12 protein-coding genes are annotated in these 14,656 nt (G+C 67.5%); 6 read left to right on the forward strand and 6 right to left on the reverse strand.

Annotated elements, in window-relative coordinates:
* Window positions 1-478: 478 nt before the first annotated feature.
* Both HUA74_RS36720 and HUA74_RS36725 read left to right on the forward strand, forming a co-directional pair.
* Window positions 479-2,017 carry a hypothetical protein gene (locus tag HUA74_RS36720; protein WP_371817365.1) on the forward strand — a complete coding sequence of 513 codons (1,539 nt, stop codon included), beginning with the start codon at window positions 479-481 and terminating at the stop codon, window positions 2,015-2,017.
* Window positions 2,018-2,147: 130 nt separating this feature from the next.
* The gene (locus HUA74_RS36725) at window positions 2,148-3,680 is read left to right on the forward strand and encodes a hypothetical protein (RefSeq protein ID WP_174458310.1); all 1,533 of its coding nucleotides are present in this window, start codon (window positions 2,148-2,150) and stop codon (window positions 3,678-3,680) included.
* A 91-nt stretch (window positions 3,681-3,771) separates the two neighbouring features.
* On the opposite strand, the gene HUA74_RS36730 is transcribed toward HUA74_RS36725, so the two are convergent.
* On the reverse strand, window positions 3,772-4,668 hold the full coding sequence (locus HUA74_RS36730; RefSeq protein WP_254625420.1) for a Xaa-Pro aminopeptidase: 897 nt from the start codon (window positions 4,666-4,668) through the stop codon (window positions 3,772-3,774).
* Between the two features lie 139 nt (window positions 4,669-4,807).
* On the opposite strand from HUA74_RS36730, the gene HUA74_RS36735 reads away from it, so the two are divergent.
* The 3 genes from HUA74_RS36735 (at window position 4,808) to HUA74_RS36745 (ending at window position 7,667) form a co-directional block, all read left to right on the forward strand.
* Complete coding sequence (locus HUA74_RS36735) at window positions 4,808-5,689, forward strand: AraC family transcriptional regulator (protein ID WP_174458312.1); 882 nt, start codon at window positions 4,808-4,810, stop codon at window positions 5,687-5,689.
* Between the two features lie 90 nt (window positions 5,690-5,779).
* A complete protein-coding gene (locus tag HUA74_RS46950; protein WP_174458313.1) occupies window positions 5,780-6,844 on the forward strand; it encodes a HEAT repeat domain-containing protein in 1,065 nt (354 codons plus the stop codon).
* Between the two features lie 112 nt (window positions 6,845-6,956).
* A complete protein-coding gene (locus HUA74_RS36745; protein WP_174458314.1) occupies window positions 6,957-7,667 on the forward strand; it encodes a hypothetical protein in 711 nt (236 codons plus the stop codon).
* A gap of 93 nt (window positions 7,668-7,760) precedes the next feature.
* Here HUA74_RS36745 and HUA74_RS36750 read toward each other — a convergent pair whose 3' ends face one another.
* Window positions 7,761-9,557, reverse strand: coding sequence for a matrixin family metalloprotease (locus HUA74_RS36750; protein WP_174458315.1), 1,797 nt, complete (start codon window positions 9,555-9,557; stop codon window positions 7,761-7,763).
* Window positions 9,558-10,315: 758 nt separating this feature from the next.
* Here HUA74_RS36750 and HUA74_RS36755 point away from each other — a divergent pair.
* A complete protein-coding gene (locus HUA74_RS36755) occupies window positions 10,316-10,759 on the forward strand; it encodes a hypothetical protein (protein ID WP_174458316.1) in 444 nt (147 codons plus the stop codon).
* A gap of 87 nt (window positions 10,760-10,846) precedes the next feature.
* On the opposite strand, the gene HUA74_RS36760 is transcribed toward HUA74_RS36755, so the two are convergent.
* The 4 genes from HUA74_RS36760 to HUA74_RS36775 form a co-directional block, all read right to left on the reverse strand.
* A complete protein-coding gene (locus HUA74_RS36760; protein WP_217443664.1) occupies window positions 10,847-11,374 on the reverse strand; it encodes a lipocalin-like domain-containing protein in 528 nt (175 codons plus the stop codon).
* A gap of 14 nt (window positions 11,375-11,388) precedes the next feature.
* Window positions 11,389-12,108, reverse strand: coding sequence for an SDR family oxidoreductase (locus HUA74_RS36765; protein ID WP_174458317.1), 720 nt, complete (start codon window positions 12,106-12,108; stop codon window positions 11,389-11,391).
* Between the two features lie 707 nt (window positions 12,109-12,815).
* Window positions 12,816-13,595 (reverse strand): DNA/RNA non-specific endonuclease, encoded by a 780-nt coding sequence (locus HUA74_RS36770; protein ID WP_174458318.1) that lies wholly within the window; start codon window positions 13,593-13,595, stop codon window positions 12,816-12,818.
* 157 nt (window positions 13,596-13,752) lie between these two features.
* Entirely contained in the window at window positions 13,753-14,514 is a 762-nt protein-coding gene (locus HUA74_RS36775; protein ID WP_174458319.1) for a hypothetical protein, read from the reverse strand.
* Between the last annotated feature and the right edge of the window lie 142 nt (window positions 14,515-14,656).

Genomic DNA, 14,656 nt, shown 5'->3' on the forward strand with positions numbered 1-14,656 from the left:
CGTGGTGGCACTCCCACTCTCCGGACGGTTCTGGTGGCGGACCGGCCTGCTGGAGCGTCATCCCTGTCGAGATGCATCTCAGAAACAGTTGGTATGCGCATGCTGTAAACATCGCGTCAGACGCAATTCGCGGTTCCGTGCGTGCCGGTGTCGCCGCCGGGGCAGAGAATGAGGGGACCACCCGGCAGTCTGGGGGGAGCAGTCCACCCCATGATCCTGTCGCACCGGGCATGAGCGACCTGTTTTCACAGGGGTGGGCTGCGCCCCCTGGTTGGTCTGACGCTTGCTTTGCGATTCAGGTTGCACAACCGGAGGGTCGCGCCGGGCATCCCGTCTCACGGCGGCAATTACAGTCATTCCGCAGAGTGAAACAACGCATATCTCATAATCCAAGAAAGACAGCTAAGACTTGAAGATCAGATTATTCACGAATAGTCTCGTCGAAGTTTCGAAGTTGAAACAACGAGGAGAACTCAACGTGAATCCTGATTCGAAGTGCAACGCGGTGGCGTTGGTGTGTCTCGCCTTGATGGGCTGCGGAGACGCGGTGCCTGAGGGCGGCGCACCTCCAGGCTCACCCCCTGAAGTGGTCGACTCGACACTCGCCCCGGAGGGATGGGAGACGGTCGCGAATCAGTATCAGTCGTTCACACTGACCCAGCCCTCGACTGTCCGGTTCGGACTCGGCGAGACCTGGGTGACGAAGGAGCTGGCCGCGGGCAGTGTGTATTGTTTCTTCAATCCGGACCCCGCGCCTGGCAAGTTCAAGACGTGCCAGCGCAAGACGCAGCAGAACCCGGTGCCGGAGCCGGCGCTCAGCCCCGCGTGTGCCACGTTCTACCCCTCGGGTTTCGCGCTCTCCAGCGTTCGTCAGGCCCCGGCGGTTCCCGCCTTGGCGAAGCCCGCGAAGGGTGTCGCGGTTTCGGAGCCGACCTACAAGACGTGTCTCGTACGCGCCACGGACCATACCGCTGACGGCGTCTCCGGCTTTGCCCGGAACGACTACTCCCGCCGTCAGGCCTTCAACTCGAACAGTACGAAGCAACTCGTGTATGCCCTCGACGGGTACTGGCATGTGTATGACGCGAACACCCGCGCGCGCCTGAAGCAACTGTCGGGGCCGGCCGGGGACGCGGAGCCGCAATGGCACCCGACAAACCCGGACCTGCTGTACTACCTGCCCACCAACGGCATCGGGATGAAGCTCCACGAGCTGAACATCGCGACCGGGGCGACCCGCGTCGTGGGTGACTTCGCCGCGAGGCTGAAGGCCCGGTGGCCGGCCGCGATGGCGGCCTGGACGAAGGCGGAAGGTTCCCCCTCGGCGGATGGTCGCTACTGGTGCTTCATGGTCGATGCGACGGACTGGGTGAGCGCGGGCGTGTTCACCTGGGACCGCGACACCAACACCATCCTGGGCATGTACGACACCCACGGCGACCGGCCCGACCACGTGAGCATGTCCCCCAGCGGGAACTACTGTGTGGTGTCCGGCGACGGGGCGGGGGGAACGGCGGCGTTCTCGCGTGACTTCAGCACGAGGACCCCGTTGCTCGGCATCTCCCAGCATTCGGACCTCGCGCTGGATGTCAATGGCGAGGATGTCTACGTGGCCATCGACTATGGCTCCAACGAGGGGGACGTGTTCATGGTGAACCTGCGCACGGGCGTGCGCACGGCGCTGTTCGCGACCTACCTGAGCGGCACCGCGACGGCGTTGCACGTCTCGGGCAAGGCGTTCGCCAGGCCGGGCTGGGTGGTGGTGAGCACCTATAGCGACGGTGGTGGCTCACTGCAGTGGCTGCACCGCAAGCTGCTGGCCGTGCAGCTCAAGGCCAATCCGACGGTCTACACGCTCGCGCACCACCGCTCCTCGCCGAACGGCTACTGGACGACGCCCGTCGCCAGCGTCAACCGCGACTTCACGCGGGTGGTCTTCAACTCCAACTGGGGCAACGGCAGCGATACGGACGTCGACACGTACGTGGTCGAGCTGCCGGCGAACGCGCTGCAGTAACGACGCGGCGCACTTGGGGCCCCCGCGCTCGAGCGGGTAGGGGGCCCGCTTCTTCAGTCCGAACCCTTGGCCCACGCGTGTCCGCGCGTGGCGCGGTGCCGTGGTCTCCACTCAACGAGGAGCGTTCAACATGAGTCCTGCATTGAAGCATGACGTGATGGCATTGGTGTGTCTGGCGTTGATGGGTTGCGGCGGCGGAGCGGACGAGGGCGGTGTGCCTCCTGGCTCACTCCCCGGGGCGGTCGACTCGACGCTCGCCCCGGAGGGATGGGAGACGGTCGCGAACCAGTATCAGTCGTTCACGTTGACCCAGCCGTCGACCGTCAGGTTTGGACTCGGCGAGACCTGGGTGACGAAGGAGCTGGCCGCGGGCAGTGTGTATTGTTTCTTCAATCCGGACCCGGCGCCCGGCAGGTTCAAGACGTGCCAGCGCAAGATTCAGCCGGTGCCGGAGCCGGCGCTCAGCCCCGCGTGTGCCACGTTCTATCCCTCGGGGTTCGCGCTCTCCAGCGTTCGTCAGGCCCACCCGATTCCCACCTTGGCGGAGCCCGCCAAGGGCGTCGCGGTGACGGAGCCCACGTACAAGACGTGTCTCGTACGGACCACCGACCACGCCGCGGATGGCGTCTCCGGCTTTGCCCGAAACGACTACTCGCGCCGTCAGGCCTTCAACGCGAACAACACGAAGCAGCTGGTGTACGCCCTGGACGGGGCCTGGCATGTGTACGACGCCAACACCCGTGCGCGGCTGAAGCAGCTGTCGGGTCCGGCTGGGGACGCGGAGCCGCAGTGGCACCCGACGAGCCCGGACCTGCTGTACTACCTGCCCACCAACGGCGTCGGCATGAAGCTCCACGAGCTGAACGTCACGACCGGGGCCACCCGCGTCGTGGGGGACTTCGCCGCGCGGTTGAAGGCCCGCTGGCCGACGGCGAACGCGGCCTGGACGAAGTCGGAGGGCTCTCCCTCCGCGGATGGTCGCTACTGGTGCTTCATGGTCGACACGAGCGAGTGGAGCAGTGTCGGCGTGTTCACCTGGGACCGCGACACGAACACCATCCTGGGCACGTATGACACGCTGGGCGAGCGTCCCGACCACGTGAGCATGTCCCCCAGCGGGAACTACTGCGTGGTGTCTGGCGACGGTGCGCGGGGCACGGCGGCGTTCTCGCGCGACTTCAGCGCGAAGACCCAACTTCTCTCGAAGTCCGAGCACTCGGACATCGCGCTGGATGCCAATGGCGATGACATCTTCGTGGCCGTCGACTACCAGTCGAACGCGGGCGACGTGTTCATGCTGAACATTCGCACGGGTGTTCGCACGGCGTTGTTCCCGACGTACGTGAGCGGCACCGCGACGGCGTTGCACATCTCCGGCAAGGCGTTCGCCAAACCCGGCTGGGTGGTGGTCAGCACCTATGCCGACTACGGTGGCGCCCAGCAGTGGCTGCACCGCAAGGTGATGGCCGTGCAGCTCAAGGCCAATCCGACGGTCTACACGCTCGCGCACCACCGCACCGCCTCGAACGGCTACTGGACGGAGCCGGTCGCCAGCGTCAACCGTGACTTCACGCGGGTGCTCTTCAACTCCAACTGGGGCAACGGCAGCGACACGGACATCGATTCGTACGTGGTCGAGCTGCCTGCGAGCGCGTTGCCGTAGGAATACGGCGCATGGCTGCGAGGCGGCTTCCTTCCGAGGAGGCCGCCTCATTCGTCAGTGCTTCGCCCAGGCCCATGCTCGAAGGACTGACCTACAGCCCCAGCTCGCTCATGGGGATGCGGTACATGTCCCCGGTGCCGCCCCCGATGCCTTTGAGCGAGCCCTCGTCCCGAGGCGTGTCGAAGCGCTCGCCGACGTCCCCCATGAAGGGGCGGGTGCTGCTGAAGTAGAGCCACTTCCCGTCGGGAGACACGCTGTGGTTGTACTCACTCGCGCGCGTGTTCAGCCCTTCACAGAGGCGCCGCGCGGGCTCCCAGTTGCCGTTCACCCGGTGGCTGAGGAACAAATCGTACCCTCCCAGCCCGTCCGCGCGGCGCAGGGCGCTGAAGAGCAGATAGCTCTCGTCCGGAGCAATCCAGGGCTCCAGCTCGTGGACCGTGGAGTTGATGGCCGCGCCCAGGTTCTCTGGCGGTTGGTATGCGCCGTCAACCCAACGGGAGACCCAGAGATCGCTCCCTCCGAGGGTGCCCACGCGCTCGCCTCCGAAGTAGAGATTGCCGTTGGCGGCGACCGCGGGTGACCACTCGTCGAGGCTCGCGTCATTGACGGGCGCGGGCAGTCTTCGTGCGTCTTCCCATTCGCCGTTCGTGCCCAGGGACGCGGCCCAGATGTCATACGACGCGCGCGGACCGGGCTCGCCGGGCTGGGGTCGATTGGAGATGAAGTACACGGTGCGCCCATCGGGCGACAGGTGGGGATCCGCGTTGCTCCACTGGTCCGCGAAGCGAGGGAGCACGGGTCGTGACCAGACCCCGTCCTCCCCGAGCCGCGTCTCGTACATCGTGTACCGCTCGAAGCTGTCGTCGGCCCTCCCGAAGAGGACGCGGCGCTGGTCTGGCGAGAAGGCCATGAAGAAGTCCCAGGCGCCCGTGGTGAAGAGGCCCGCGCCGTAGAGCTTGGGCGTACAGGCGGCGCGAGGCGTCGCCATGCTTCCCGAATGGGCGCCACATGCCAGCGTCGTGAGGCTCAGCACTCCGAGAACCCCTCGCATCCACTGCCTTCCGGTCATCGTCAGTCCCTCCTGGACGTGCATTCCGTCGTTGGGAGGTCAGCGGTAGCATCCGGGCATGAGGCGAAACTTTGGGAATCTTGCGTCGGCTCCGTCCACGCTGCCCGGGCGCCCTGGTGGCTATCACCTGCTCGGGCAGGGTGAGGCCTTCGACGTCAGGGACTGTGTCTGTCAGGAGGGCGCGGGGAGCCCTGCCTTCGGCGGTCAGCATCCTCGCGTCCGGATCAGCGTGGTGTTGTCAGGCGTCTTCCACGTCCGTGCTCGCGAGGGGGCCGCCGTGGTGGGTCCCGGAGCATTGCTGCTGGGAAACCGCTCCGCCCCGTACGAGTACCGACATGTCGATGATGGGGGAGACCGCTCCATCGTGTTCGACTGTTCGGAGTCGCTGTTGGAGGATGCGTTGCGTTCGCTGGGGCGCCACGCGCATGTCGAGCATCCCTTCGAGCGGGTCTGCATCCCCGCTTCGGTCGCCTCGGCGGAGGCCGTCCTGCTCACGCATCACGCCCTGGCGAGTGGAGAACCAGAGGCCCTGCGTGAGGCGGCGCTGACGGTGATGGGGACGGCGCTGACGCTGGGGTGTGAGCCGGGGGAGGCGTCGCTGGCGGTCTCGGAGCCGCAGGCGCGCCGGATTGCGCGGAGCCTGCGCTACATCGAGACCCACAGCGCGGAGGACTGTTCCCTGGAGACCCTGGCCCACGTCGCGGGGCTCGCGAGCTTCCACTTCCTGCGCGTGTTCCGGGCGATGACAGGGCAGACGCCGCGACAGTTCGTCATCGCCACGCGGCTTCGAGCGGCGGCGACGGCTCTGCGGATGACGCGCGCTCGAGTCACTGACGTCGCCCTGGAGGCCGGCTTCGGTGACCTGTCCCACTTCACGGCGAGCTTCACGCGAGCGTTCGGCGTCTCGCCTCGAGCCTATCGCTCGCGTGCAGGGGATTGACGGACAGTCCCGCCGCCGCCAGGGAACGGTTGGCACCCTCGGCGCACTCGCCCGTGGTACCACCCGGGTGATTCTCTTCGAGGAGCCTTGGTGAACCGTGTCCGTCCCCTGGATGAGTGGGTATCCCGCCTTTCCACCTCGAACCCGAAGGACGTGGCGGCGGCACTCGAAGTGCTGGGCGAGGCGCTCTGCGCGGACGATGAGGCGGTCCGGGAGCGAGCGGCACAACTGCTGGTGAAGGAGCTGGCCCGGGCTGGCTCGGCCGCCCACGGTCCCATCCTCCGCCTGCTCCAGACGTCCTGGTGGCCGCCGCAGGTGCAACTGGCCGAGCCCGCGCTGGAGGCGGTGCTGACCGCGGTGGCTCGAATCGACGTTGATGCGCCCGAGCTGGATGAAGCGGCGCTGCTCATCGCGAACCTCTACCGGGCAGCCCCGTTGCCGCTGAGCGCGCTGGAGGGAGCCCTGGGCCACGCGAAGGCCTCGGTCCGTCGAGTCGCCGCGGGCTGTGTGGGCCGCGTGGGCAAGGCGGCGGTGTCGTTGCTTCCTCGCCTGCTCACGGTGTTGGACGACTCGGAGTCCGTGGCGGGGGCCGCGCTGGAGTCGCTGGGCTCGCTCGCCTCCGCCGCGCCGGAGGTGGCCCTGCCCGCGTTGTTCGACCAGGTGAGCCGGGCGGAGGGGACGCGGCAGTACCTGGCGCTGACCTCGCTCCGGAGCCTGGTGGAAGAGGGCCGCCGAGAGGGCAAGCCCGCTCCGGAGCTGGCCTCCCTGGAGCCCGTCTTGCTGAAGACGGCCGAGGACCCCCAGCCGCCCGTCCGCCTGGAGGCGGTGTCCCTGCTGGGCCTGGGGCGCCTGTCCTCGCTGTCCACCGTGGCCGCGCTGCGCAAGCGCCTCCAGGATGAGAGCCCCGCGGTGGCTGCCTGCGCCGCCGTGGCCCTGCTGCGCGTCGGGGCGCCTCCCCAGGAGGCTGCCTCGCTCCTGGCAGCCCAACTGGCGTCCGCCGAGAACCCGGACAAGGTCGGCGCCGCGCTCAGCGCGCTGGAGGGCGTGGAGCCCGCCACCCTCGGCCGCATCCGCGACACGCTGGCGGCGGCGGCGCGGGGCGCGAAGGGGCTCGTCGCCGAGGCCCTCCATGAGCTGCTCCCGCGCAATACTTGATGGAAATGCCTTCCGGCGGAGAATGCATGAATTTCATGATAAAATGGAATTCAGGCGCTCGGGTTGGGATTGACTGAACGGGCGTCCTTCGCGTTCGCGCGGAAAGGCACCCATGTTCAAGTCCCTTGGCTGTGTCCTGTTGGCGTCTCTCCTGGTGGGCTGTGTCGGCACCGAGTCCAACCTGGAGGACGAGGCGTCCTTCGAGGAGAGCTCCGAGCAGGCCATCTGTGGCATTGGCTGTCCGCCCGGGCAGCATCCCACGGCCTATTACTGTGATCGCTTCGCCTGTGGCGCGCTGGCCTGCAACTTCAACAACTCGAACGCGACGACGTGCGCGGTGACGCCCAACTGCGGAACCATCACGCAATGCGGGCTGGGGTGCCCCGCGGGCTTCTCCGCCATCGCGTTCGTCTGCAACCTGAGCTGCGGCTTCTGCGGTGGGGGAACGGTCAACGCGACGCAGTGTCAGTCCAACACCAGTCCCCAGGGGTGTCCCTGTGCCGCCCTTCCGGTGGGGAGCGCGGTGGACCGGGGCGCGGCGGGAGGGCTGCACTACCTGGAGCTCTACTACTCCAACTTCACCAGCTCGAACCCGAGCATCGGGACGGCGAGCTTCAACTCGCTCAGCTGCGTCAACGGATTCTCGGTGGGGCAGATTGTCTGCAATGGCTCGCCGGTGAGCGCCACGGTGACGTACTCCGACACGCAGCAGCTCAACATCGCGATTCCCGCGTCGAGCGTGGCTCGGAGCTGCGTCGCCCATAGCTCCAGCACCAACTCGCAGTACATCCGCTTCGCCTTCACGGTGCCCGGAACTCCGTAGCCCGGCGCTGGCGCCAGGAAACACCGCGGGCCCGGGGCGTCCTGTTGGAGCGCCAGCCGGGCCCGCTTCCGCTTTCTATCGGCGCGTCGCGCGTCAGCGCAGCTCCTGGGAGAACCGCTCGCGATACCGCCCCTGGAGCGACTTCAGCGCTTCCGTCATCCCCACGGCACGGTACTGGTCCGCCAGGAGTCGCCACGCCTCCATGTGCTGGGGCTCCAGCGTCACGACGCGCTCCAGGTGTGTCCGTGCTTCCTCGCGAGGGCCGGACGTGGAGGCCAGCCAGCCGAGGATGAAGTGCGCCTGCACCGCCTCCTCGTGCGCGGCCACCGCCCGCCGACATGCCGCTCGCGCGGGCCCCGACCTGCCCGCGCGCATGTGGACCTCGCAGTCGAGTACGTGCTGCACCGCCGCGCGCGGGAACTCCCGCTTCAGCCAGGCGAGCCGCGCCTGCGCCTTCGTCGCCGGCCCCTTGTCCAGGTACACCTCGACGTCCTTCACCGCGCGGATGAGCTCTCCCTCCCGCTCCACCGCGACACCGCTCACGGTCGCATCGACCGGCAGCGCCATCCATCGTCGCGTCTGCAGGGCCCACGTCCGCAACGGCTCGGTCCGGGACCCATTGCCCATCTTCTGGGTGGCCTGCTCGGCCCAGGTGAGCGCGGAGGACTGCTTGAAGAGCGCCGCGAGGTCTCCCCAGGCTTCTGGCGGCGTTCCTGGGTTTGCCTCCATCCGCTGCCGCGCGCGCACGAGGTGGCCTTGCGCCTCCAGGTGCCGCTCCTGGTGGAGCTCCAGGACGGCGAGCTGAAGCAGGGCGGCGGCCTGGTCGGGGAACTTCTCGGCGGCGGACTCGCACTTCTCGCGGGTCGCCGGCAGCTTGGGGGCGACCCGCGTGTCCAGGTAGCAGGCAAGACCTTGGAGGTGGGCGTCCTCCGGGTATCGTCGAGCGAGGGGCTCCATCTGCTGGGCGGCGACCTCGACACGCCCCTCTTTTTCGAGCGCGAGGATTTCGTTGAGCCGACGCCGGTCCTCCGGCGACAGGGTCGTCTTGGGCTCGTGCTGGACCAGCGGCGCCTTGCCTTCGCGGACCTTCGCGAGCCAGTCGACCACGGCCTGCTTCTCCGGACCTTCCCAGTCCGGCGAGGTCGTCGAGGCCAGTTGCCCACCCAGCTCGGTCGCCCAGGCCCGCGCGGCTTCGTCATCTCGACGACCCGCGGACGCATGGCGAAGGCTGGTGGCGAGCAACGCCAGGGTCTGCGACGCGAAGGCCGCCTGATTCGGCGCGTAGCTCGGGAACATCATCCAGTGCGAGCTGCGCACGTGGAAGGCCCCCAGCGTGTGCGCCCACTCATGGAGGAAGACGGACGTCTCCTTGTGCGCCTTGCGCTGCTGGTAGAGCGTCTGCTGTTCGTCCGCCGGCAGGTGGATCAGCGCTTCCATCATGGCGCGGACCTCCTCCGGGTTTCCCATCTCGCGCAGCACACAGTGGCGCCCGAACATCCGGGCCATGCCCAGCTCATGCTGCGCGGAGGAGAAGAACTTGAGCGAGGAGACGAAGCCCACCACCAGGTCCACGTCCTCACCCGGGTCCGCCAGCTCCAGCGCGGCCAGGGAGCCCTCCAGCTCGCCCTCGACGCCGCGATGCGCCCACTCGCGCGTCGACTCGAGCTCGAAGACAACGCCCAGCGGCCCTCGCACCACCGCGCTCGCGCGTTGCAACTGGGACACGATGCTGCTTCGCCAGCGAATCACCTGTTCCCGGTAGTCCGCATCCGCGTAGACTCGGACCCGAACCTTCCGAACCGGACCCGCCGAGGACTGCGACGAAGTCTCCAGCTTCGCTGGAGCGAGGGTCTGTGCATGTTCCCGCGCGTAGTCCACGGGGCGCTTCACACACGACACCCCCAGGACACAGACCCATACCGCAAGCAGGGCGCAACGCGCCTTGAATCCCATCACACGACCTGTGCTCATTCAGTCCCCACCCTCGAAGCGCGCCAGGACCCCACCTGCCTCCCAGCGCCAGCTCACGACGCGGGAGGGAGTGCGAGCCTTGGCGGCGCGGCGGCGGCGGATGCTAGCACTCCATGAAAGTGACAGTCCCTCGTTCTCGCGGGGGTGCGCCCCGAGGCTCCGTCCGAGTCTTTCGAGCCCCCATGAACTCACCCACCGTCTCAGGCAGCCCTCACCGTCTTCGTGCCGAGGATGAGAACACCCCAGAGGGGCCCGACCCGGTCAGTGGATGCGGAGGGTATCCAGGAAGGGCAGGGAGATGGGCAATCACAGTCTTCGATTGAAGCCCGTGAGCGCACGCCTTTTGGCAGACAGCCCGTCACCGCTTGAGTCGGTTCCAGCCACCACTCCGAGAGGACCGGGGCCGCGGATGGCTCGTGGACTCCAGGTGTGTTCGGCCTGTGCCACCAGTCCGGCCCTCACCCTCGCTGCGCGCAGGTGCCACCGGCAGTGGGGGCTCGCGGGCCCTGTCGGAGTGCGTCGTGCGATGACGCCGCGCGCTGATTTCAACGCCGTGAGTCAAGTGCTCAGTGCGCCATGACAGAACCATGACAAAGGCATGGAGTCGCCATGGACCTTCCACCTAGACCGCCGCAGTAGGTTGGCTCCACTCGCTGACCTGCAACGGGGCTTCTTCCATGCGTGTCATCTCCCCAGGCCTCCTCGTGGCGGCCGTGACGGAACTCTCGCTGTCGAGGAGCGCGAAGCTGGTCCGGCTCAAGGACGTCATCGCCTGGTGTGAGTGGAACGGCGTGGACTACGAGGGGCCGGGCGGCAAGCAGCAGGCGCTCTGGGACGCGGACCGCGAGGAAGCCCAGGGGCACCGCCGCCTGCTCAAGTTCAAGAGTGGTGAGTGCAAGCAGTCACGCGCGGGCTGGGCGCTCATCGCGCACGGAGACAAGGCGCGCGAGGCCGCGGCACAGCTCACCTGGCGCGAGCAGCTCTGGGACGGAGAGAAGTGGGACTGGCTCGGCGGGAGCGCCCCTGTCGTGGCCCGCCGCCCCAACGCGAGGCGGGAGCGGTCGAGCAACGAGTCCAACACGGAGCACCTCGTCGATCAGCCTCGCCTCCTGGTCGGCTGACACGCCTCATCGGCGGGAACTCGCCACCTGCTGGTCCAGAGGCAGGCCCCCGGGACGAAAAGGGGAGGGTGCTCGCGGGCGTCGCGGCTACTTCGCGCGTCTCCACTTCACTTCGCCGACGGCGCCCGTTCCACCGGTCGTCGGCGCGGGGACGATGTACTTCAGCTCGTCGCCCGTCAGCGTGAAGGTGCGCCGCTGCTGCGTTCCCTCCCAGTTCGGGAACGAGGCGTGGTCGATGTGGAAGGTGACGGTGCGCTCCACCTCGTTCACCGAGTACCGACCGAAGTGGGAGTTGGTCCCGCGCACGGTGGCTTGATTCTCCTCCGGTGTCCCCTGGTTCTTGTCGCTGGATGCGAACCGGGCGCGTCCCGCTCGGAGGATCTGGATGGAGTAGCGCCCCTGGCCATCGAACATGAGGAGGCCCTGGGGCTCGGCACCGTAGAGCTGCACGCGTTTCCCATCCGGGAGCACGTTGTCGACCAGGACGAGCGTCCAGGACCCCACGAGCTGCTCCTTGAAGGACTTCTCCCCGGCGTCCGCCTCGCGTGAGGGGAGCAACACCGCCAGGAGCAGCAGGGACACGGTGGGGAGGGCGCGCAATGGGCTTCGAGTCATCGGGTTTCGTCCGTTCACATCAGCACCCCGCCGCCGTCCACGCTGAGGACGGTGCCGGTGAGGAAGGGGTTGGTCATGGCGAAGAGGGTGGCGGCGGCCAGGTCCTCCGTCCTCCCCACGCGGCGGGCAGGAGCCTTGCTGGCGTAGTCCGCGAAGAGCCGCTCGCGGGCCTCGGCGCCGAGCCGGTCCCAGAAGGAGCCGGAGTCCACCACGCCCGGAGAGATGGCGTTGAGCCGCACCGGTGCCAGCTCCACGGCCATGGCCTTGGTGAAGGCTTCGAGCCCTCCATTGACCAGGCTGGTGATGGAGGTACCGACCGCGGGCTTCCAGGCGCGGAACCCGGAGAAGAAGGTGAAGGAGCCCTCCGGGGAGATGCGCGGCGCGGCATGTTTCACCAGGAAGAGGGGAGCCCAGAGCTTCGCGGCGAAGGCTCGCTCGATGGCGGCGGCGCCCAGTCCGGAGAGGGGTCCGACGGCGCCCTGGCTCACGGTGCTCACCAGATGGTCGAAGGAGCCCACCCCTTCACAGAAGGCCGCCACCTCTGCTTCCACCGTGGCGTCCAGGACACGGACCTCACGGGGGCCCTTCATCAACTCCGAGGTGGCCTCCAGTGTCTCGCGCTTGCGGCCCGCCAGCACCACGTGGGCGCCTGCCTCGGATGCCACGATGGCCACGCCCCGGCCGATGCCTGAGCCAGCCCCAACGACAATCACCTTCCTGCCTTCCAACTGCATGGGTGCGCCTCCGCGTCGGATGAACTCCGTAACCCGATAAGAAGGTTACGGACGGAGGTATGTTCGAGAATCCGTAACCTGTCAATGGGGTTTCATGGCGCTCGTTTCGAGCGGCGCCGTGGCGCGGTCGCGGACTTCCGCCAGGGACAGGTACCCGTACGGGGAGTCGTTCTTGTGGCGTGCGTGGCCCGGCGCATGTCCTGGCCGGCCGCTCCCGTCAGAGGGCGGCTTTGTCACATCGCGGGAGGTGTGCGTCCTGGAGGAACGCCCTGCCTGCGCGCTGCGTCCCTCGCGCACGCGACGCGAGGACGTGCCTGCACGACACCTGACGGGAGGCCGCGTGGCGCTTCACTTGCACTGGGCCGCGGTTCCTCTCGCGAAAGACCTGCCTCGGTGCATCTCCTGCGACACGTCGTCGACTGCGCGCTGTATTCCCTCTGCCTCACGGGCCTCGCGCTGCTGTCGCCGAGCAACACGGGCTGTGGCGCGGCCCCCTCGGACTCATCGTCCCCAGGGGTCCACGCCTCGCCCGGCACTCAGAGGGTGGCGCTCGACACGGCGTCAGTCCTCACGGCCCTCGCCGATGTCCGTCCCTCCGCGTTCGCTCCGAGCACCCCCCGTGCGTGTCGCGGGAGGGTGCCTGCACACCAGACTTCCCTGCGCGCGGTTGTGAAGCGCGCGAATAGCGTACGACTGCGAAGGTCTGCTCAGTTGCAGCCCTGGCTGGTCAGCCAGTCCACGCCCCGGGTCCGCGTGGCCGTGCCGCTCGTACCGCCGCCGTCCGTGTTCGAAAAGGACAGGGACACGCTGGCGCCCGAGGACTGGTTCCTGAGTTCCATCGTCATGTTGTTGGGGATGAGCGTGGTGGAGTTCGGGTAGTTCGCGCCGATGGTGTAGCGGATACGGCCGCTCGGGAGGCTCCCGCACTTGGCCATCTTGTTCTCGAGCTGCACCCAGTTGCCACGGTTGAAGTTGGCATCCTGAGGCACCAGGTTCGCCCGCCCGCCCCAGCCCCCGAGCTGCGAGCCGATGAGGTGTCCCCCGTCATAGTCGTTGCTGGAGTTCTCCGCGTCGCCCCACTGCCCGACGGTCGTCTGACAGGAGTCGACGCGCGGCGCGGCGGTGATGGGCGGCAGGTTCTTGTACGCCCGGCTCGGCCGGCCCGCCGTGTCGATGAAGTAGTACTCGCCGTCGAAGTTGTGCCAGATGTTCCGGTCGGCCGACGGGAAGTACTTCGGGCAGTCGCGGATGGCTGCCTGTGAGACTTCCCCGTGGATGACGTAGCCGACGCCGTACTGCTTGAGCGCCTCCCGGATTTCCTCCTCCGTGTGGTGCTCGAAGAACTCCATGAGACCGCTCGGGCCGCCGAAGTCCTGCTCGAGCTGACGGGCGGCATCGTCGCCGCCCAGGTCCGTGTCAGTGACTCCGCAGCCGCCAGACATCAGGACAAACACCGCCGCAACGAAGAGCTTGTTCAGTGCGCGCATTCTCTTGGGTCCTTTCTGAGTCGGTTTCACTGTTTCGTTGACTTGTTTACCAAGAAAGGGAGAGTTGCAATACGTGAATTTCTTGCGAACTGCGGCCGCGTGGCTCCACGGAGAAGGGGGGGGCCGGCGAACTCCCGGCCCCCTCGGAGTCAGCGCACTACCAGATGCAGGACGGAATGCCGGGGAGCAGCGGGAACGAGGAGAGCGCGCCATCCGGCACGACGCCATCCGCGGTGACTCCGGTCACTTCGCCCTTCCACATGGTGGGAGAGCTGGAGCGATACCCCATGTAGTACACGGTGCTGCTCGAGCGCTCGCGGAGGAGCGTTCCGCAATACACCTCGTTGGTGTACTGACCCACCGTGCCCAGGGGAACGACCTTCACGGCGGACGAGCCGCCGAAGTAGGCGAGGTCCGCGGGGGTGGTGACGGGGAACACCGCGCCCGCGACGAAGAGATAGATGTCGCTCGACGTGCGGTCCTGGATCAGCGCGCTGTACACGAGCATGGGGAAGACGTCCCGCGACCCGGTCGGGACGTTGTTGACGCTCGTGGTGTCATCCCAGAAGCCCAGCTCCGTGGGATTCGGAACCCACCAGTCCTTCGCGCCCACCACGACGTAGATGGCTGTCTCGCTGAGCTCGCGGATCAGCGTGCCGTCTCTGGGAATCACTTCATAGGTGTTGATGGTGGCCTGGGGCTGCGTCACCGAGGGGGCGAAGACGTAGTGGATCCACTCCCCAGCGGGAATGAGGAATCTCGCGCCACCCGCCACCACATAGCGGTTCGTGGTGTCGGAGGCGCGAAGGACATGACCGTCAGCGTAGGGCGCATAGCCCGCGAGTGCCTGGGCACCGAAGAGGCCCAACCCCAGGGCGATCAAGCGAGGAATGAATGCAAGGAACGAGGCAACGCGCACAGGGATTCTCCGTTCAAGACGTGTGTGCCGCCGAGAGGGGCCGGCCCGACTCGATGACAAAGGGGATACGCCGCCAGCCTTTGGCTTCGGTCGTATCCCTTTCACGGTTTGTCGATGTGCGAGGTGCTTCCGCGATTGCTGA

This window comes from Myxococcus sp. CA051A (assembly GCF_013336705.1).
GTDB classification, from domain to species: Bacteria; Myxococcota; Myxococcia; order Myxococcales; family Myxococcaceae; genus Myxococcus; species Myxococcus llanfairpwllgwyngyllgogerychwyrndrobwllllantysiliogogogochensis.

Excerpts from the sequence above, each read along its gene's own strand:
- HUA74_RS36725 (WP_174458310.1), top strand. The coding sequence starts at position 2,148 with ATGAGTCCTGCATTGAAGCATGACGTGATGGCATTGGTGTGTCTGGCG.
- HUA74_RS36730 (WP_254625420.1), bottom strand. The coding sequence starts at position 4,668 with ATGGCGACGCCTCGCGCCGCCTGTACGCCCAAGCTCTACGGCGCGGGC.
- HUA74_RS36735 (WP_174458312.1), top strand. The coding sequence starts at position 4,808 with ATGAGGCGAAACTTTGGGAATCTTGCGTCGGCTCCGTCCACGCTGCCC.
- HUA74_RS36745 (WP_174458314.1), top strand. The coding sequence starts at position 6,957 with ATGTTCAAGTCCCTTGGCTGTGTCCTGTTGGCGTCTCTCCTGGTGGGC.
- HUA74_RS36755 (WP_174458316.1), top strand. The coding sequence starts at position 10,316 with ATGCGTGTCATCTCCCCAGGCCTCCTCGTGGCGGCCGTGACGGAACTC.
- HUA74_RS36760 (WP_217443664.1), bottom strand. The coding sequence starts at position 11,374 with ATGACTCGAAGCCCATTGCGCGCCCTCCCCACCGTGTCCCTGCTGCTC.
- HUA74_RS36765 (WP_174458317.1), bottom strand. The coding sequence starts at position 12,108 with ATGCAGTTGGAAGGCAGGAAGGTGATTGTCGTTGGGGCTGGCTCAGGC.
- HUA74_RS36770 (WP_174458318.1), bottom strand. The coding sequence starts at position 13,595 with ATGCGCGCACTGAACAAGCTCTTCGTTGCGGCGGTGTTTGTCCTGATG.